This window comes from Endozoicomonas gorgoniicola (assembly GCF_025562715.2).
GTDB lineage: Bacteria > Pseudomonadota > Gammaproteobacteria > Pseudomonadales > Endozoicomonadaceae > Endozoicomonas_A > Endozoicomonas_A gorgoniicola.
Genome location: NZ_JAPFCC010000001.1, coordinates 6,032,646 through 6,052,119 on the forward strand (window position 1 = coordinate 6,032,646; position 19,474 = coordinate 6,052,119).

Genomic DNA, 19,474 nt, shown 5'->3' on the forward strand with positions numbered 1-19,474 from the left:
CAAAGAGGCGAATTTTAACACAAACGATTAAAGCATGAATTCTTTTGGCTCAGGGGTTCTGGTGGTTTTGACTTGACCAGTGTTCGTGCCAGAGCTGAAGTGGTTGAAGACGGCTTCTGAGATCGTGGTCTATTTTCAGGTTTTCAAGCTTACCTCGATGAATTCTCAGCTGTTTTTCCTTTCCCAGTCTCCAGTTTGTAAGCCAGGAGACGGTTTGAAAATAGCCGAGCCATGGGTTGATGTCATGGCGATACATCTGAAAGCTCTTTTTCATGCCCTGGCGCTCCTTCTTATGCATCGCTGTCAGGTCGCCGGTTGCCAGAAGCGCCATAAAGCTGCCTTTCATTGTCTCAATTTCAGGCACGATCTTTTCCCAAAAATAATCACTTTCGTTGTCGGGCGAACCGGTCAGTACTTCATAAGCCCAGAAATAGTAATGAATCAGTGTCGACCTGACCCGATGTACCGCTAAAAGTGCATTTTTTCTGAAATCGTCTTTTGGTTTTAAAAAAAATGGCAGGTTGCAAGTGTATTCATCAAAATAAGTGGCGAGTTGTGGCATCACCGATAAAACGTGCATCACTCTATCGCTGTAGTCAGCCCGGCTTATGTCGACCGCCAGTATGTTCGTCAGCAAACGATCAGCGTCGCTGGAATCAGCATTTTCTGTATCCAGTGCCGCTGGATGTTTCAGCATAAAAGCCCTGATCAGGCGCAAATATTTTTTAATGCTGTCCGATTTTTCGCTGGCGTATATCTGCTGGCGCAACAGGCTGTCATAGTCTTCCAGTCTTTTCTCAATTGATGGTTCCTGCCTCAGTTCATCCAGAGGTTTCAGAAGGATTTCCTCAAAACTGTCGGTATGGCTGTTTCCTGAAAACAGAGCTTCTTCAACTTCAGCGCCTTTGTTACGGAAGGAAAAGTGAATGTTATGGGTTTCAGGGGCAATCAAGAGCCATTTGACAATCTCTGCAGGCCATCCAGCCTGGGGAGTATGCAAAAGGTTAAAGGATTCACTGGTAAAAATTCTGATTAAAATGTCAGCCGCTGAGCGAACATTCAGTAATGCGCTTTCCATCACTGCGGGCAGAATATCCACCAGAATATTGCCCGCCTGGATAAAGATTTGTTCGCCTTCTTTTCTGGTAGAGGCTTGTTCGATAATAAGTTCCGGTATAACTGTTCGACTTTTTTTGAACGATTGTTTGTTGCTGAACTGGTAGCGGTTATTCAGTCTCATTAATATCAGCGCATCCAGATAACCAGAGTAGGGGAAACCCGCCTCACGCGCTTTCACGAAATGGGCATGAGCTTGAGCCAGCAGTGCTTCTGTGCTCATGGTGAATACAACCGAGTGTTCTGATTGTATTTCTGGCTTCAGAAGGTTCAGCCCGGCCAGACAGTTAAGCCAGCCCGACATCAATAATGACTCAGGATCAAACTTGCCTTCGTACAGGCTCAATAAGGCGACTAATTGCTGATAACCAGTTTCTCCTGCATGCTGAATGGCATTAATCAGGTAAACGTCTTGTCCTTTTGCAAAACCTTTCAGGCTATCGATATTGAATGCAGCGGGCATATGGTCATAGGGTGCAGTGGTTCTAAGCCCGGCTTTACCAAGCAGGTCGGGGCGTTTATTCCACATTTTGTTCAAGATTCTTATGTGAAACAAATCCAGTTTGTCTCTGTGTCTTACAAATGTCTTCAAGAACTGCCTAATTTTTTTTGTATTTTCACCAGCTTGCAGCTGCAGATATAGCTGAGTCAGTACGGCCAGGTATTGTTGCGTTACATCATCGTTAATTTGTAACTCTGGTAACAGTTGTCTTGCTTTTTTCATAAGCGGCGGTTTATTGCCAAATAGCCCGGCAATTAAACGGTCCTTTCGAGACAAATCCAATGTATTGTAATAGGCGAGAGTTGGCACAGATGCAGAAACGCCGGTGATATAGAGGACCAGTTCGGTTATATCTGTCATCAGTCCGTGTTCATCTGGCGTAAGATCATTTACATTCTCTGCCCGTTTTCTCAACTCTTCTGCTTGAGCCTCCACTGCTCCGGGCTCTGACATCAAATATTGAAACACCTTTAGCTCTGGCGAAAGTCTCTGGTCCTCGGATCCCAGCACTTCTTTCCGACCTGTAGCAATGCAAAGCATTATTCGCATGGCGCCTTCCGCTCTAATCGCCCGGATAACAGTCTGTTCAGGGGGAGTATCTGTCAGGTGTGGCGAATCGGTAAGTCCTGTGCCAATGCGGTTGATAATAGAGTCAAGTGCGCCATCAGGGCCTTTATCTGGTAGCTGTTCGAAAAACTCCCTGAGCAGAAGAGAACCTGAGGTGTACTTATCCATATTCATATCTATATCCAGATCGGTAAGTTCGCGGTTGTCTGCATTTGAGCCGGGCTCGATATCAATAGAGATTTTCAGTTGAAAACGATCCGGAAGCCGCACCAGCCACTTCAAAGCCAGCCCGGCCAGGGTCGCACTACCTACACTGGGCTTCATTAAGAGCTCGACCCCCTGCGAAACTCCTGCCATCGCTGACTGGAAGCCAGTTAGGATTATTCCTCCGTGATTGCCTGTCATACGATAAGCAAAAAGAAACCTCAGTAGTAACGCATAAGGGAAGTTATGGATTTCGGCACTATTTAAGAGGCTCGCTATTTTCTGATTATTGGAATGAGCGGCCGGGTTGATGGTCAGTTTGATGACTTTGTCGTCATCGGACATTCTGGCGTCCAGCAAGCATAATGCAGCCATGAAATAGTAATAACCGGACTGGAAGATGTTTGTTATTCCTTCCGACTCCTGCTGTAGCTGCGAGTAGAGTTCTGCCAGACCTTCATACTGCTTGTACGACAGATGGGTATCCTGTATGGATTTAATAGCCTGCACAAGGCTGATATCCAGATGATTAATCAGATTTAAAAATTGCTGGTTTTTGTCTGTTGGTGGTGCCAAAGGTTTGATATCTGTTTTTTGTTTGGTTTTTGGGGGCGTTTTTTCTGTGACTTTTGCATTGTCCGGAATGTCTGTTTTATCAAATTTGTTTATTGCTTCTTCCAGTTCTATCGATTGCTCTATCATTTTCCTCGTTGCTTTGTCGAAGTGTTTCTTTAGCTCTGCCAGCTGTTCCACATTTTCTGATAATGCGCCCGAAACCAGAGAACTGGCTCGTGAGAGCAGGAAAGATCGTGCCAGAGTCCAGTCCCGGATCAGGTCGGGCCTGGCTTTTTCGACAGCGTTGGCGCCTATCTCGTTGAAAAGTGCCATGAAACTATCTTTAACAGCATCCTTGTCGTCGTTTTGTGACAATGCGTGATAGCGTTCCCACAATCCCGTGTGTTCAAACTGTATGGCATTACCCTGATGGCCTTTAAGCAGAACTCCGGTAGAAGCCGCTCCTTTCAGCGCTGTCAGGTCGCTCATTGCCAGAACTCCTGGCGCATCAAGCAAAAGATTGGAATAGCTGCTTTTTTTCTTTGAGGTACTTTTCTTTGAGGTACTACCCAGCTTCAGAGAGGTAAGACTGTGACGCCATAGCTCGGTATTGAGCTGTTTTGGTGCAGGTTCCTGATGTTTTCCCAGTAATAGTCTGAGTAAACTGATGGATTGCAACAGCTCCGGGAACGTTGGTCTGACTTCCTTCAGTTTTTTTGCTTTTTGAGTGTCAGGTTCTCTCAGGGCTTTGAGAATGGCGTATACCTCCCTGCCTCTACCGGAAAGGTCTGATTCTTTATCAATCCCCTGTTCAATCAGCATAAGGTTTGCCACGTCGTTGTCTTTTAGCAGCCGTTCCAGAAATCCACCATCCACTAATCCCTCAATGGTTATATGGGTAGAGCTTGATTCTCTTGCAGCCCAGCTGCGCAACAGTCGGTTAACCGATTCTATCTGCGGCCAGCCTGCCGGGTGGTGAAGGTCGAGTTGCAACCCCAGTAGCAGCTGATAGGCGAGAGGAATGCCGGCCAGTGCGGCAGGTAACAGCAGATTGAAGGCATTGTCATAAATCGCCAGCGTGCTTTTCAGGTCTTTCTCAGAATGCTTCTGGTTTAAGGTCAGCAATGCCTGAATCAGTTTCGCATAGGGGAAATGGTTTTCCAGTGCGGCTTCTTTTAATGCTCCGCGTTGTTTTTCATTCAGTTCTGTTGCCAGATTCATCGTGATCTCAGGGCGGCTACCGGTTATATCAACACGGGTTCCTGAACAGATCAGTATTTGAGCGGTTGTTATAAGCCCTGTTTGCAGGCGCATTCTTGATACGTCGGGTTCTGTCGAAAGAGAGGGTTTCTCAGGGAACTCACATGATGGCGTCTGTGCCGTCAGGGTCAGTGCATCCAGAAACTTTTTATCCATATCTTCCAGCCAGAAGGATAGCTCTTCAGACTGCAGTTCAGCGGCTTTTTGATCTATGGCTGGCGGAGTTGGCTGTTGGGCAGCGGTTTTTTTCTTGTTACTCTTTTTAACGCTTTTGTCGTTTTCAGTAGATGGAAGGTGGGCTGTGGCTTCAGCGTGGATAGTTTGAGGTTGGATAGTTTGAGGTTGGATAGTTTGAGGTTGGCTGGTCTGAGGCTGTTGTGGCATATCTTCCGGCGGCTGTTCGACGGTTTCGGCATCTGCGGTTGTCGGAGTTGATTGCCGGGCAGTGGTTTTTTTCTTTTTTTTCTTCTTTTTCTTTTTCGTGCTTTTGTCGGATTCAGTGGAGGGAAGGGCTTCAGCAGTTTCTGCCCGGATCGTTTGAGATTGGACAGCCGGAGACTGGACAGGAGATGGTAAACTTTCTTCACTCGTGGTCTGGACTTCTGCGTCTTTTGTTGATGGTTCGACCCTGACAGGCGTTGTGCTGTCGATGGTAGAGAAACTGGCAGAGTCCTGTTCACTGATGTCTATTTCGGCTCCGGAATCAGAGTCTTCCGGTTTGTTATCAGCCTTGTTCGTTTCGTGAACAGTCATTGCGACCACAGAGTTTTCGCTTTCCTCAGGCAAAACCACATCATTATCAGACAATGGTTTAGTAAATGGATGCAGAAATTCCGGTAACTCACTAAAAGCCAAAGTCTCTCTGGACAGGGTGTTATGAATAATGGTTTCGACCTGTTGGTCTGAGTCGTAGGCAAGCAGTATTTTTAATGCTTTATGGGTACTTTTTTCCCTGCGCTCTTTATCTCTCCCTGTATAGCTTTGGAGACTTTGTAAGTCCTGCAGCAATCTTTCCACAGTTGCTGTAAGGGTCGGTATAATAAGCCAGGAGTCTGGCTGGTAGGGCTCTACCCGGTTGAAATCGAAGTGACCCTCAGTGGCGGAAGAGATATCCATAGAAAAGATACGCCAGTCTTCTTTTGTGCTGAAGTCTCTGCCCTGATAAAGGTAGATAATGATTTTTTCGGTTGTTACCGCTTCTGTATGGTCGTTAATCACTTTAAGACCGAGGTTGGTAGATATGACCAGAGTGCCGGGCAAATCACTCTTTAGCTGTTGCTCCAGAGGGGCTGAGAACTCTTCAGGCAGTTCTGAGTCATCAATAGCCAGATCGATATCGTTTGTAACAGGCGTTTTAGTAAAATCACCGGGGGCTATTCTTGATGAAATATGTTTGTGCAGGGATTTCCCTCCATAAACGAGAGCCTTTTTAGTTTTCAGTATCCTGTTAACCGTTTCATGTGTTTTTTTAACAACAGGTGCAAGCGTGAGCAGTGCAGGGACGACATAGGCGAAAAGTCTTTCTTCTATTAACAAGGCACCCGTTGAGTAGTTGGTTAAATAACGGATTAATTCTTGTATTTGCGCACTGATGTCTGATGCCTGTAACTCAGGATAAAGTACTGGAGCATATCTTTGGGCAGAGTCTTTCCAGAAGAAGATAACAGCCCCAATAGTATTTTTGCTGATAAAGAATTCTGCTCCGTTTGCCCCTTCCGTCTCATCGAATGGATAGCAGACCAGCCCCAGCTCACTGTATAACTCAAACAGATTTCGCCAGTATTCTCCTTTCATTAACTCTTCAGGGGCTGTGAGTGCCTGTTGCAGGACGTCACTGGCTGAAGCTATGGAATGGCATCCAAGGCTTTCACGGCACAGCAAAACGTGTTGCCGCCATTCTGGAAAGAGTTGCCAGAATGCATTCTTTTGCCGGTTTGATGCTGGCCATATTGTTTCTTTCGGATCCAGCTGTGAGCTGTCCAGAAAACCTGATAGCCATGGAAAAACTCTGCTTCCAGAAGTGAAATAAGAGAGCTTCATGGCCTTGTCGTCATGCAGGAAAATAATATTCCGGGCTTCTATCCTGTCCATAGGCTGTGGATTCAGTGTTTTCTGCAGGTCACTCGCATAACACAGATACCTTTCTAAGCTAATCGGAATGATAACCTGTAAGGAGGAACCTAGCGCGGCGGCTGCTTGCTTCATATTCAAGGGGTTTTTCGGATTAAAGCTTTCTGTCGATTGGATACCCGGTACACTTCCAACAAAGTCTGGCAGTGGCTCAAAGGTTTCGGGTTCCAGATGATATTTCCTGTAGAGGTATACCAGGTGATCCAGAAGTGTTGGCGATAGAGGGTTGCTTTCTAATCTTGGCAAGCCGGTTGCTGTTGGTGGTCTCTTATCGTCCTCGTCTTTTTCCTTTTTTTTCCGAAGGTCGCTCTGTCTTTTTATGTTGTCACTGTTTTTTTTGTTCTGAACCGGGGCTACTGACGATTGTTCAGGCAGACTGGCCTGATTATTGGGGTGAGTATCTGATGCTGTGTGGATAGGAACAGGGAATAATGACGACGAAAGATGAGGGTTTGTCGGCTGAAGATTCGGGTTGTGGGACGATGGTTGTTTATTGGTTGTCAGGCTGACAGAAGAGGGCGGAGCCTGATTGGAAAAGAAGGCATTAAGAGGGTGTTCCGGAAGCTCTGTTTCCAGATAATTTTTTATAGTGCTATGGAGTTCAGGCCGCTGTCTGGCGAACTCGTAAAGTGACTGGGGGTTGCGCAGTATTTGTTCACGTACCCTGTCGCCCAGGCTTTTTGATAGTGGTACTGGCCTGAACCCCAGCATGGCTCCGTGCCATTGATAGAGATTAAATGGCGTGTTGGGTACCGTATTCAGAATCAGGTTGGCAAGGTTGAGGTACTGGCTTTCGATCAGAGTACCAATGTCTGGCTTGTCCAGGCCAAAATAACGATCCTGAACATTATAGGGCGTGTCGCTGAACTCCATGATAAGCACCGGGTCGCCTGCTCCCCAGAGGTGGTATTTACGATGCCTGTCGTTGCGGGCAATGAAGAGGGAAGATTTTGACCAGGTGGGATGGGCATCTTTTCCCGGAGAAACCGCTTCCAGTGACCAAAGGTTAAAGTAATGTCCGGTTATCAGTACCGGGCCGGGTTTTACCTGAGGCTCAGGGATGCCTGTTTGATAAAGCCACTCTTGATCCGACAGGCGATAAAGCCAGCGGTTATCTGAACAGGCGTGCGTTTTTTTCTCACCAGACAATGAGAGACATTGAATAGCCTGACTGACCAGTTTCAGATAGGTGCTGTCCAGAGCCGTTTGTCCGTGTGGGCTGACGGCCTCTTTTTTTGCCAGCTCAGGCAGCAACCAGGGCTGTTCGTGGTTCAATGGAAGGTCAATAAAAATGCTCTGGCATTTCATACCCGAATTATCCGAAAACGGGTTATTCTGGCAGAGAATCGCTTGCAGGCGATTGTGCTGCCGATCTCGCCAGGGACGCACATAAAGAGTACTGGTATTTGTGTTATTGAGCAGCTTCCACAATGAAAGCCAGGTAGACAGCGACTCCCCACCGACGGCTTCTGGCTCAGAGGCTGATGTTATTGGAGAGGCGGTAATCTGCCATACGGGTTGATGGTCGATGCAGCCGGTTTGTACAGAGAATCGGCCACTCAGTAAAGGGTGATCCATAATCACCGGGTGCGGACTGCAGTCAGGAGTATTTCCAAAAGCGCGGGACAACGAAGGTAACCCTCGGCTGAAAGAAGGGTAGGGGACGATTGAGGGAGGAAGTAGCCTTGATATCAGAAACCAGTGTAGATTACTCCACCATTGGCTCCTGAAAAAGCGGTATAGTTTTTCAGGTGTGCCAATATCGTGCAATACATGGTAATGGTTGCCCAGTTTTATATGGAAGTTGTTTGCTTTAAATCCGGCGTAGATATTTAAAAAGCGAATTTCTGATTCACTCTGCTCTGATCCATGTGGAGTGGCTGAGGCGTGGCTTATTGATACCACTGCTCCCCAAATGAGTAACAGGGTGATAAGAAAAAGGAGTAATGCCTTTCTACAACGAATTGGCATAAAGTTGTGAAATACCATGTTATTAAGTCAGGTTTAAACAGGCCAAAGCTTAAAGGTTTAAATGATCAATTTTTGTACTTATTAGGCCGGGTGACCTGACTGCTGTTTTTTATAGTCTGAGCAAAAGTAGCAGTGAGACCGGAATGTATCCAGTATGTTTTCTGACCGATTGTATGAGATGTTATTGTTTGCCGTTCTTACAGGTTGAAACTTGCGGATTAAAAGATCGTTTGCCAGTTATGGACTTTATCGATAAGGTGAGACTTTAAATGAGCAATCATAAAATAAGGGATATAGTTTATTATCCCGTTTAATAAAAAAAAGATCACAATAAAAACAACAAAAAAGGAACGTATAGAATGGCCAGCCGCTTCTATAAGGTGTCAATGGCTGTGACCTGCCTGCTGGGTGTACTGGCCGGGAACGCCACCTCTGCAAATGCAGCTTCAACCCTTGAAGCTGTGAAAGAAAAAGGTTTTCTTACCTGCGGTGTGAATACCGGGCTGCCCGGTTTTTCCAGTCCTGACGAAAAAGGCCACTGGACCGGCATGGATGTGGATGTCTGTCGCGCTGTTGCTGCCGCAACACTGGGGAATGCTGAAAAAGTCAGATTTATTCCCCTGACAGCAAAAGAGCGTTTTACCGCGTTGCAGTCCGGTGAGATTGACCTGCTGTCCCGTAATACCACCTGGACATTAACGCGTGATGCCACCCTGGGGCTGAACTTTGCAGGTGTGGCGTATTACGATGGCCAGGGCTTTATGGTGAAAAAATCCCTGGGTGTCAGCAGTGCTAAAGAGTTAAGCGGTGCTGCGGTGTGTATTCAGTCCGGCACGACCACCGAGCTGAACCTTGCTGATTATTTCCGTATGGGCGGCATGAAGTATGACCCTGTTGTTTTTGATACTTCCGACGCTGTGGCAAAAGGTTTCGATGCGGGTCGTTGTGATGTGATGACATCGGACCAGTCCCAGCTTTACGCCCTGCGACTGAGACTGTCCAGACCCGCTGAAGCGATTGTATTGCCTGAAATTATTTCCAAAGAACCCCTTGGTCCTCTTGTCCGCCAGGGTGATGATCAGTGGTTCAATATTGTGAAGTGGTCGTTGTCAGCCATGATCAATGCGGAAGAGCTTGGGTTGAGCAGCGCGAATATCGACAGTAAGAAAATGTCCAAAGACCCTGCCATTAAGCGTTTCCTGGGAATGGATGGCACCAAGGGGAGTGGCATGGACCTGTCAGATGACTGGGCATGGCAGATTGTCAGGCAGGTAGGTAACTATGGAGAAGTGTTTGACCGTAATGTGGGCATGGCGTCACCCCTGAAAATCGAGCGGGGGCTGAACTCGCTCTGGAGTAATGGTGGGATTATGTATGCACCACCGTTCCGGTAATCGGAGCGGCTCTCTTTATGCAGAAAGTGTTGTTCAAACGTTTATTCTCAAAACTATGGCGTGACCCGGTCTGGCGAGGTGTACTGTTTCAGACCGGGTTGATTCTGGCTATTGTTCTGGTTGGGTATCAGATCATCCAGAACACGCTGCATAATCTGGAAACTCGCGGCATAAGCACGGGTTTCGGATTTCTCTCCGAGTCTGCCGGGTTTGGCATTATCCAGTCCCTTATCGAATACGACGAGTCTTTTTCATTTGGGCGAACCTTTGTTGTTGGTTTGTTAAATACCTTGTTGGTGTCGTCTTTTGGAGTAGTGCTGGCAACGCTTCTGGGGTTTCTGATTGGCGTTGCCAGTCTGTCTTCAAACTGGTTGCTTACCCGTCTTGCAGACGCTTATGTGGAATGCTTTAGAAATATTCCGCTGCTGCTGCAGATATTCTTCTGGTACTTTGCGGTGCTGGGCGTATTGCCATCTCCCAGAGAGAGTCTGGCGTGGGGCGACTGGCTGTTTCTTAATGTCCGGGGGGTCTACATTCCAAAGCCTGAACTGGCCGGGGAAACCTCAGTGTTTTACGGATCATTCCTGTTCGCCTTTCTCGTTATTGCTTCACTGGTCTGGGCTGGACGACAATATCGACGACAGACAGGGCGAACCCTGCCCTGGATTAAATCGCTTTTTCTTCTTGGTATTGTGGCTATACCGTTGGTAGCGGGCTGGGTATCGGGTGTCCGGCTGGGATGGGAATTGCCAGTACAGGGGCGCTTTAACCTGTCGGGTGGACTCACCCTGATACCTGAGCTGGTCGCCCTGTTTCTGGCTTTATCCATTTATACCGCTGCGTTTATTGCTGAAGTGGTTCGGGCGGGTATTCAGTCGGTGAGTAAAGGTCAGAGAGAAGCGGCTGCGGCCCTGGGTTTAAGAGAGGGGCGGATTCTTAAGCTGGTCGTGGTGCCTCAGGCGATGCGGGTCATCATTCCGCCGATGACGAACCAATACCTCAACCTGATAAAAAACTCATCGCTGGCCACTGCGATTGGTTATCCCGATCTGGTCAGCGTGTTTGCCGGAACCACATTAAACCAGACCGGGCAGGCGATTGAGGTGATTGCCATGACGATGGCTGTGTATCTGTTGATCAGCCTGACGGTGTCTCTGTTTATGAATGCTTATAACCGCTATATGGCAATGGTGGAGCGTTAGGATGATTGAACCCCGTAAACCACCGGTGATGAATGATGGCGTAGCGGGTTGGCTGAAAAGCCGGTTGTTTTCAACGCCCCTGAACACTCTGACGACACTGGTCATTATCTACGGCTTGTATCTGGCTATTCCCGCTTTCTGGAACTGGGCGGTTGTTGAGGCGACCTGGCAGGCAGCAGGCAGTGAAGAATGTTCACCGACCGGAGCCTGCTGGGCATTTGTTAATGCCCGGCTGAACCAGTTTACCTATGGCTTTTATCCTGTTGAGCAGCAATGGCGCGTGGATCTGTTTTTTCTGCAGCTGGTGGTCGTGATCGGTTGGATAACCTTGCCGGGACTAAAGGGTAAACGCTGGAGCCTTGCCTATGGGTTGCTGGTTATGCCTTTTGCCTCGTGGGGGATTCTTTACGGCGGCTTTGCCGGACTGAAGACCGTGGAAACCCACTTATGGGGCGGTCTGATGCTGACCCTGCTGTTAGCCCTGTGTGGCATGATCGCGTCTTTTCCCTTTGGGATTTTTCTGGCGCTGGGCAGGCGATCAAAGCTGCCGATGGTGCGAGCGCTGTCGACGGCCTATATCGAAATATGGCGTGGTGTTCCGCTGATTACTGTGTTGTTTATGGCATCTGTGATGCTGCCATTGTTTGTGCCGGAAAATGTGGTTTTTGACAAACTGTTAAGAGCGTTGATTGGTATTGTTATGTTCCAGTCGGCGTATATGGCTGAAGTTGTTCGGGGCGGTTTGCAGGCTATTCCCAGGGGGCAGTATGAAGCGTTTGCCAGTCTTGGCCTGAGCTTCTGGCAGGGGATGGTCAAGGTTATTCTGCCTCAGGCGATCCGGCTGGTGATTCCGGGTATTGTTAATACGTTTATCACACTGTTTAAAGACACCAGTCTGGTGTTGGTCATCGGCTTATTTGACTTGCTGGCTATTGTTCAGTCTGGGCTAAGTGATCCGGTCTGGCTGGGCAATGCCGTTGAAGGGTATCTGTTTGCAGGTCTGGTCTTCTGGTTATTTTGTTTTGGCATGTCCCGGTACAGCAAGCGCCTGGAAAAACAAGTATAAAGAAAAGCAGAAAGAAAAATGAATACGATAAAAACAAACGATGCAAAAACAGATGATTCAGAAACAATTGATTCAGAAATAAGAAGCAAGTCGTCGTATATTGTTGAGCTCAATGGCGTTAACAAATGGTATGGAAGCTTCCACGTACTCAGGGATATTAATCTCAAAGTGCAGCGGGGCGAAAAAATTGTTATCTGCGGTCCTTCGGGTTCCGGTAAGTCTACATTAATTCGCTGTATTAACTGTCTTGAAGAGCATCAGGAAGGCGAGATTATTGTTGATAACACGGTTCTGACCCGAGACCTGAAAAATATTGAAAAAGTGCGCCGGGAAGTGGGCATGGTTTTTCAGCAGTTCAATCTGTTTCCCCATCTGACGGTGCTGGAGAACTGCACACTGGCTCCCATCTGGGTGCGTAAACAGCCCCGTAAAAAGGCTGAAAAGCTGGCGATGGAATACCTTGAAAGAGTACGCATTCCTGATCAGGCGAATAAATATCCGGGGCAGCTGTCGGGTGGGCAGCAGCAGCGAGTTGCCATTGCCCGCAGCCTGTGTATGAATCCGGAAGTGATGTTGTTTGATGAGCCGACGTCTGCCCTTGATCCGGAGATGATCAAGGAAGTGCTGGATGTGATGACCGAACTGGCTTACGAAGGCATGACCATGCTCTGTGTCACCCATGAAATGGGGTTTGCCAAAACCGTGGCGGACAGGATGATTTTTATGGATGAGGGTCAGATCATCGAAGAAGCGACACCCGGTGTGTTTTTTGATAATCCGCAGTCAGAGCGAACCCGGCAGTTTCTGGGGCAGATTCTTTGATGGGGTATTAAGGCTTTGAACCGGGCAATTTTGCCCGGTTCAAAGCCTTTGTCATCAGAACTTGTAACGCAGGGTTGCATGCACAGCAAAAGCCTCGGTGTCGTAACGACCGGAAGCTGCTGGTGAGTTGCCTGCCAGGTGGCCGCCACCTTTTACGTTCTTATTTTTTGCCCGGTTATATTCCGCCGCAAAATCAAACAACAGAGTGTCGTTCAGGAAGCTGGTTCCGGCACCAAGGATATAAGTGTGCGCAGCCGCCGGAGTAGAAAAGGTCGGAGCCGCGTATTTTTCAGGAACTACCGCTGTTGTGTATACGTAACCGCCGCGCAGGGTCCAGTCATCCAGACCATAGTATTCGGCAGCAAAACGGTAGTTCATCTGGTTTTTCCAGTTGGTGTTCAGCTGGGGCAGTACTTTTTTACCGATTGGCGTGCCAGAGATGTCGGTATCGAATTCAATCTTATCGACTTTCTTGTAATTGGTGTAAGTGGCCTCACCAAACAATCGCCAGTTGTCGCTTACCAGGTAATCGACACCGGTAGAAATCTGCATGGGCAATACCGTTTTTGCTGTCGCTTTTCCTTTTTCGGAAAGTGGACCTACATTAGCGGAGTAGTCACCCTTGGCCTTCATGTCGACTTTTGAACGGTAGTTTATACCCCAGCCAAAGCGGTTATCGTCGGAACGGTACATAGCGCCCAGACGCATACCGAAACTGTCAATGCCGCTCAGGTCGTTGTAGCCAACCTTGACACCAACGGGGAGTTTCACAAGTCCGGCATCAATTTCAGTTTTGGACATAATGTCGATATCAGCGTAAGCGTAGGTCAGACGATAAGTACCACCCACAGACCAGTTGTTGTTGATCTTGTAAGCCAGTGCCAGTCCGGCTTCAATCAATTTAATTTCAGTGCCGTAGTCTCCGGTTTGCTCCAGACCACCTTTGCCTGTCGTGACACCTTTATACTTCGCCGCCGCTCCACCTGCGGCATAAACACCATAGCCGAGAACGAAGTCGTCACTGAGTCGGTAAGCGCCGGTGAAACCGCCGTTTGGTACAAACAGGCGCTTGCCTTTGGTGTAGTCTGAGCCATTAGCCGGGCCGTTAGCCCGTACAACGGTTGGAGAAGCGTGGACAGCAATATCGTTGGATTCACTAAACGCCAGACCCGCCGGGTTATAGAAAATGGCGCTGGAGTTATTGACTGAAGAGGCCGCAGCGCCACCCAGAGCAGTGTACTTTGCATCCCACATGGTGGCTTTCTCAAAACCACCCGCCACAGCATTACCGGCACCAACAGCCAGTGCCAGAGAAGAGATTAAAAAGGCTTTACGACGCAGGACGGTAGGCATTAGAACTCCGGGACAACAACATCCGTTTACTGTGATTAAATGTCACGAAAAGGTCGTGAAAATCACAAAATTTGTATAATGCGGGCTAGCCTATATATAGCTAAATTAAATGTATGTAAGTTTTTTGTTAACAAAATATTATAAACTGTGACCGATGCAGGTCTTGCAGTTAAACAGAAAAGAACCTTGCTTGATCTGGGCATTTCGAATCTTTAATGTGCATTGCAAGCAAATTTTAAAATTGATGGCAAAAGCGTATGGAAAGACTGATTGAACGAGTGCTGTATTCGGCCCGTTGGCTTCTGGCTCCGATTTATCTGGGGATGACTCTGGTACTGGTGGTTCTGTTGATAGAGTTTTATCAGAGTCTGGGTTATTTGCTGCTTAACGTGATCGATATGAAAGACACCGATGTCACCCTCAAGGTACTCACCCTGATTGATGTGGTGCTGGTGGCGGGTCTGATCGTTATGGTGATGTATTCCGGCTATGAAAACTTTGTTTCCAAGCTGGATATTGGTGAAGATACTGAACGCCTCAGCTGGCTTGGCAAAATGGATACGGGCTCTTTGAAAGCCAAGGTAGCGGCTTCTATTGTTGCTATCTCCTCCATTCATTTGCTCAAGGTGTTTATGGATGCGGAAAATATCGCCAACGACAAGCTGCTCTGGTTTGTGGTGATGCACCTGACGTTTGTTGGTTCTGCATTTTTTATGGGGATGCTGGATTATTACACAGAAAAGAAAAAACGTATTTCCGACCCTATCAGCAGTACTAACCTTTAACAGCTAACAGCTAACAGCTAACAGCTAACAGCTTCCTCTCTTACAGGGTCAGAGGCTTCTGACCCTGCACAGATCCGTCAAACCGCATCCCGAATAAACACCCACTCACCATCAGATGACATGGACTCATTGTAGGCATAGCCTTCATAATCAAAGCTTTTCAGCTGCTCAGCTTTTGTGATCTTCTGGTCAATGGTATAGCGGCACATCAGACCGCGCGCTTTCTTGGCATAAAAGCTGATGATCTTGTACTGCCCGTTTTTCCAGTCTTTGAACACCGGGGTGATCACCGGTACATTCAGTTGCTTTGGTTTGACGGATTTGAAGTATTCATTGGAGGCCAGATTAATCAGCACTTTGTGTTTTTGTGCTGCGATGTCTTCGTTCAGCTTTTCGGTTATCTGGTCGCCCCAGAAGGCGTAAAGGTTTTTACCCCCGCTGTTAGCAAACTTCGTTCCCATTTCCAACCGGTAAGCCTGCATTAAATCCAATGGGCGCAGGATGCCATAAAGACCTGACAGGATTCTCAAATGCTTCTGGGCGAACTGGAATTGTTTCTCCGTCAGGGTTTCTGCGTCCAGACCCGTATAAACATCGCCTTTGAAAGCCAGTACCGCCTGTTTGGCATTATCCGGTGTGAAAGGTCGTTGCCAGGCTTCGAAACGTGCCACATTCAGTTGCGCCAGCTTGTCGCTGATTTTCATCAGGCTACCCAGGTCTGCCGGGGTCAGCGTGCGCAGCTGTCTGATCAGCACTTCCGCCTGTTGCAGAAAATCCGGCTGGCTGGATGCAGTGGTAACAGGGGGGGTATCGTAATCCAGTGTTTTGGCTGGGGAAACAACCATCAGCATAATGACTCCGGCCTCTTATTTATCTTGTACGATGGAACTCAATACTAGACGCTTGTTTAGTGCTTTTCTAGCAGGCCATAAAGCTGGTAACGTTCATAGCCAAAGTTTTTGTCGTGGTTGTTTGAAGCACAATGTTATGGAAGGCTATCTGCTGGCCTGAACAGGCTGAAAGCAGGCAGATAGCCCCTGCTCTTACACGACACCGTATGACAGCATGGCGTCGGCCACTTTTTTGAATCCGGCAATGTTAGCGCCCTGAACGTAATCAATCTGGCCGTTATCATCCCGTCCATAGGTCAGGCATTGCTGGTGGATCTTGCGCATAATCACGTGCAGGCGCCTTTCCAGTTCCTCGGTTGACCAGGACAGTCGCATGCTGTTCTGACTCATTTCCATGCCAGATACAGCAACGCCTCCTGCATTTGCCGCTTTGGCAGGCGCAAACAGAACATTTTTCTCTTGCATAAAATGAACAGCTTCCAGAGTAGTAGGCATATTCGCGCCTTCGGCTACCGCCATACAGCCATTGGCCAGCAGGGTTTTGGCATCGTGCAGATCCAGCTCATTCTGTGTGGCACAGGCAAACGCCAGTTGGCATGGGAACTGCCAGACCTTGGTGTCTTTATGGAATTCACAGCCAAACTGTTCGGCAAATTCGCTGATGCGACCCCGGCGCACTTCTTTCAGGTCGATAAGCCAGATTAACTGATCTTTGGTGATTCCGTCAGGGGCATGGAAACTGCCTGAAGAATCGGACATAGCCACTACTTTACCACCCAGTTCAATGATTTTCTCAGCTGTATACAGGGCGACATTACCAGAGCCAGACACCACGCAGGTCTTGCCTTCCAGTCTATGTCCGTGTTCTTTTAACATTTCCTCGGCAAAGAACACGGTGCCAAACCCAGTGGCTTCCTTGCGAACCAGGCTGCCACCGTATTCCAGCCCTTTGCCGGTTAACACACCCCGGAATTCGTTCTCCATACGCTTGTACTGACCAAACATGTAGCTGATCTCACGGGCTCCTACCCCAATGTCTCCGGCGGGAATATCGGTGTGCGCGCCAATGTGCTTGTGCAGTTCGGTCATAAAGGACTGACAGAAACGCATGACTTCCCGATCACTTTTGCCTTTAGGGTTAAAGTCCGAGCCGCCTTTTGCAGCGCCCAGAGGCAGGGTAGTCAGGCTGTTTTTAAAGGTCTGTTCGAAACCCAGGAACTTGAGCGTATCGAGTGTCAGGTTTGAAGCAAAGCGCAGGCCGCCTTTGTATGGGCCAATGGAATTATTAAACTGAACCCGATAGCCACGGTTCACACGTATATGACCTTCATCGTCTTCCCAGCAGACCCGAAAGCTGATGACTCTGTCAGGTTCCGTCATGCGTTCAAGGATGCGGGCCTTGATATATTGCGGATGGCGATTAATGTAAGGGATAACGCTCTGGGCGACTTCCTGTACAGCTTGGTGAAACTCAGGCTCGTAGGGGTTACGCTTGTGCAGCCCCAGCATGAATTCGTCGAGGTTCAGTTGATTGGAGAACATTCAGAACTCTCCTTTTATTGTGTATTGTGGAATTTTGCTTTCTCGATTCAGGAAGTCTACTACTAAAACAGAGTTTCATTATGTATCCAGGTCAATAGATTCAATATGAGACTTTCACCCTATTATTTTCATACTCAGAACTCGATTAATTACGCATAACGCCTGGTTCAGCCGCCGCCGAAGAACACGGATGGTGAGATTTTGAACCGCTGGGAAAGTGCTTGAATATGATCCTTGGTAAGGTTTCTTGAACCATTAAGAATCATAGATATAAGACTTTTGCTTCCTAACTCATTTTTCAAGTCATCAGCTTTTAGCTGATATTGATCCATTATCGTTCTAAGGATTGCTACACCATCATCAAGTGCTTCAATTCTTTTGTTAAATTCAGAGAATTGTTCAGACCCATCTTCCCACTTTTCGATTGAAGCAGAAAGCACCTCAATTAGTGGGAGGTATTGATCATAATCCTCAATCAGTTCATCCATTAACTCCAAGGCTTGTTCGTACTCAGCCTCATTATGAATATGTCCGACAAAGCTGGCTTCAGAGAAGAAGTCTACAGCTTTTTGCTTTAGATTTGAGAATCTCATGAGTCTGCCTCCTTTGCGTACTTCTTGCATAGTTTGTCGTATTCAGCGTGAGTAACAATATGTTTCACATACATGCGACTATCTCTGAACTCAATGAAAGCGATGAGTCGGAGGTTATTGCCACCGATATCAATTACCCACCATTTATCTTAGGATTTACGCATCGACAGCGGGCTTTAAAATTTGATAATAGCCACAAATGACTATCTTTCAGGGACGAAAGTGAGAAGTACTACTCGCCCAACAACTGCAAAATGCACACTTCCACAATACATGGGATTTTTGATCAGCGAGCCTAAATCATCAACATGCACACGGTTGGAAGAAGTGACTGGCATTTCTCACGATAGCGTTAACCGCTTTCTTCAGCGCGAAAATTACCAACAAAAAGACATGTTCGATGAAGCCGCCCAAAACTTATGCCTTGTTGGTGGCACGCTGATTTTCCAGTATTCTGAGCTTTGTTTATCTCCAGAAAATGCAGATAGCGCAAGAGTTTACGAATATTTATCAGCACCAGCGTAAGCTGTTTAAAGAAGTGGTTGGTGCCTTCATTAAGATTTTTGCAAAGGACAAAGATGACCTGTTACCAAAATTTGCAGGTGCCATCAATGCGTAAGTCCTATTATGGAAAAAAATGGCCGCAAACAGCGGCCACTTCATATCAACGATGTATATTAACGATGGTGATCACTCACGCAGGTGTACAAACCAGTTGCTCAGACCCACCATAACACCGCCACCAATGATATTGCCGATGGTAGCAGGAATCAGGTTCATGAAAACCATGTTGTGCAGGTTGATATTGCTGAAGTACTCAGCCGTGTAACCGGTGTTGGCCCAGAACTCGGGTGTTGCGACAGACTTAATGAGGTAGCCCATTGGCAACAGGAACATATTGGCAACGGAGTGTTCGAAACCAGCGGCCAGGAAGCAGGCTACTGGCAGCATGCAGGCAAACATTTTACCCATGGCATCCCGGGAACTCAGAGTCATCCAGTAAGTCAGACACACAACCAGGTTACACAGTACACCCAGCAGCAGCGCCTCCACGAAATTGTGCCCCATCTTGCCGTTGGCAATGTACATGTAGTTAATGCCTATTTCACCATGCGCACCTTTAAACTGCCCAACAGCCATCATCATGGCCACCATGAAGAAAGAACCAGCCATGTTGCCGAAATAGACCAGTGTCCAGTTTTTGGCAATCTGACCAACACTGATACGACGGGTTGCACGCCCCATCAGCAACAGCGTGTTACTGGTAAACAGCTCTGAACCACACAGCACGACCATCATCAGACCCATACTGAATGACAGACCGCCCACCAGTTTAACCATGCCGTAGGGCAGATCACCGGCACCTGTGGTGACAATGGTATAAAACATGCCAGCCAGAGCGATGAAAAGACCCGACAGAATAGCCAGTACAAAAGTCACTTGTGGGTGTTTTTTGGTTTTACCAACAGCTGCGTCTTCAGCCAGACGAGCCATTTCAGAAGGGGCTACAGCTCCAAACTGCGGCGCTTTACCAGTTTGCATAATATTGATTTTCCATGGG

12 protein-coding genes and 1 pseudogene are annotated in these 19,474 nt (G+C 47.7%); 6 read left to right on the forward strand and 7 right to left on the reverse strand.

All coding sequences use genetic code 11. The features are described 5' to 3' along the window. Positions 1-49: 49 nt before the first annotated feature. Entirely contained in the window at positions 50-7,912 is a 7,863-nt protein-coding gene (locus NX722_RS27140; protein ID WP_262565942.1) for a hypothetical protein, read from the reverse strand. A 779-nt stretch (positions 7,913-8,691) separates the two neighbouring features. Here NX722_RS27140 and NX722_RS27145 point away from each other — a divergent pair. From NX722_RS27145 to NX722_RS27160, 4 genes are all read left to right on the forward strand, one after another. Continuing rightward, positions 8,692-9,699, forward strand: coding sequence for an amino acid ABC transporter substrate-binding protein (locus NX722_RS27145; RefSeq protein ID WP_262568737.1), 1,008 nt, complete (start codon positions 8,692-8,694; stop codon positions 9,697-9,699). Positions 9,700-9,716: 17 nt separating this feature from the next. Further along, positions 9,717-10,901, forward strand: a complete 1,185-nt coding sequence (locus NX722_RS27150) for an amino acid ABC transporter permease (protein WP_262565943.1) — start codon at positions 9,717-9,719, stop codon at positions 10,899-10,901. Position 10,902: 1 nt separating this feature from the next. Next, entirely contained in the window at positions 10,903-11,967 is a 1,065-nt protein-coding gene (locus NX722_RS27155) for an amino acid ABC transporter permease (RefSeq protein ID WP_262565944.1), read from the forward strand. A 99-nt stretch (positions 11,968-12,066) separates the two neighbouring features. Continuing rightward, positions 12,067-12,789, forward strand: a complete 723-nt coding sequence (locus tag NX722_RS27160) for an amino acid ABC transporter ATP-binding protein (protein WP_262568738.1) — start codon at positions 12,067-12,069, stop codon at positions 12,787-12,789. 54 nt (positions 12,790-12,843) lie between these two features. Here NX722_RS27160 and NX722_RS27165 read toward each other — a convergent pair whose 3' ends face one another. Continuing rightward, entirely contained in the window at positions 12,844-14,142 is a 1,299-nt protein-coding gene (locus NX722_RS27165; protein WP_262565945.1) for an OmpP1/FadL family transporter, read from the reverse strand. A gap of 257 nt (positions 14,143-14,399) precedes the next feature. Here NX722_RS27165 and NX722_RS27170 point away from each other — a divergent pair, with 257 nt between their 5' ends. After that, positions 14,400-14,927: a TIGR00645 family protein gene (locus tag NX722_RS27170; protein ID WP_262565946.1), complete on the forward strand. Its 528-nt coding sequence runs from the start codon at positions 14,400-14,402 to the stop codon at positions 14,925-14,927. Positions 14,928-15,004: 77 nt separating this feature from the next. Here NX722_RS27170 and yaaA read toward each other — a convergent pair whose 3' ends face one another. The 4 genes from yaaA to NX722_RS27190 all read right to left on the reverse strand — a co-directional run bounded on the left by yaaA (position 15,005) and on the right by NX722_RS27190 (position 18,047). Then, positions 15,005-15,778, reverse strand: coding sequence for a peroxide stress protein YaaA (yaaA, locus tag NX722_RS27175; RefSeq protein ID WP_262565947.1), 774 nt, complete (start codon positions 15,776-15,778; stop codon positions 15,005-15,007). A 192-nt stretch (positions 15,779-15,970) separates the two neighbouring features. Further along, positions 15,971-17,320 carry an NADP-specific glutamate dehydrogenase gene (gene gdhA / locus NX722_RS27180; RefSeq protein ID WP_262565948.1) on the reverse strand — a complete coding sequence of 450 codons (1,350 nt, stop codon included), beginning with the start codon at positions 17,318-17,320 and terminating at the stop codon, positions 15,971-15,973. 167 nt (positions 17,321-17,487) lie between these two features. Continuing rightward, positions 17,488-17,913, reverse strand: coding sequence for a helix-turn-helix domain-containing protein (locus NX722_RS27185; RefSeq protein WP_262565949.1), 426 nt, complete (start codon positions 17,911-17,913; stop codon positions 17,488-17,490). Beyond that, on the reverse strand, positions 17,910-18,047 hold the full coding sequence (locus NX722_RS27190) for a type II toxin-antitoxin system HigB family toxin (protein ID WP_262568739.1): 138 nt from the start codon (positions 18,045-18,047) through the stop codon (positions 17,910-17,912). Before NX722_RS27190 ends, NX722_RS27185 begins: the two co-directional genes overlap by 4 nt. Before the next feature lie 88 nt (positions 18,048-18,135). Between NX722_RS27190 and NX722_RS27195 the strand changes: the two are divergent. Further along, a pseudogene (locus NX722_RS27195) lies at positions 18,136-18,354 on the forward strand (IS701 family transposase); the annotation flags it as partial. Positions 18,355-18,603: 249 nt separating this feature from the next. Here the strand turns inward: NX722_RS27195 and focA are convergent. Continuing rightward, positions 18,604-19,455 carry a formate transporter FocA gene (gene focA, locus NX722_RS27200; RefSeq protein WP_262565950.1) on the reverse strand — a complete coding sequence of 284 codons (852 nt, stop codon included), beginning with the start codon at positions 19,453-19,455 and terminating at the stop codon, positions 18,604-18,606. Positions 19,456-19,474 lie beyond the last annotated feature (19 nt).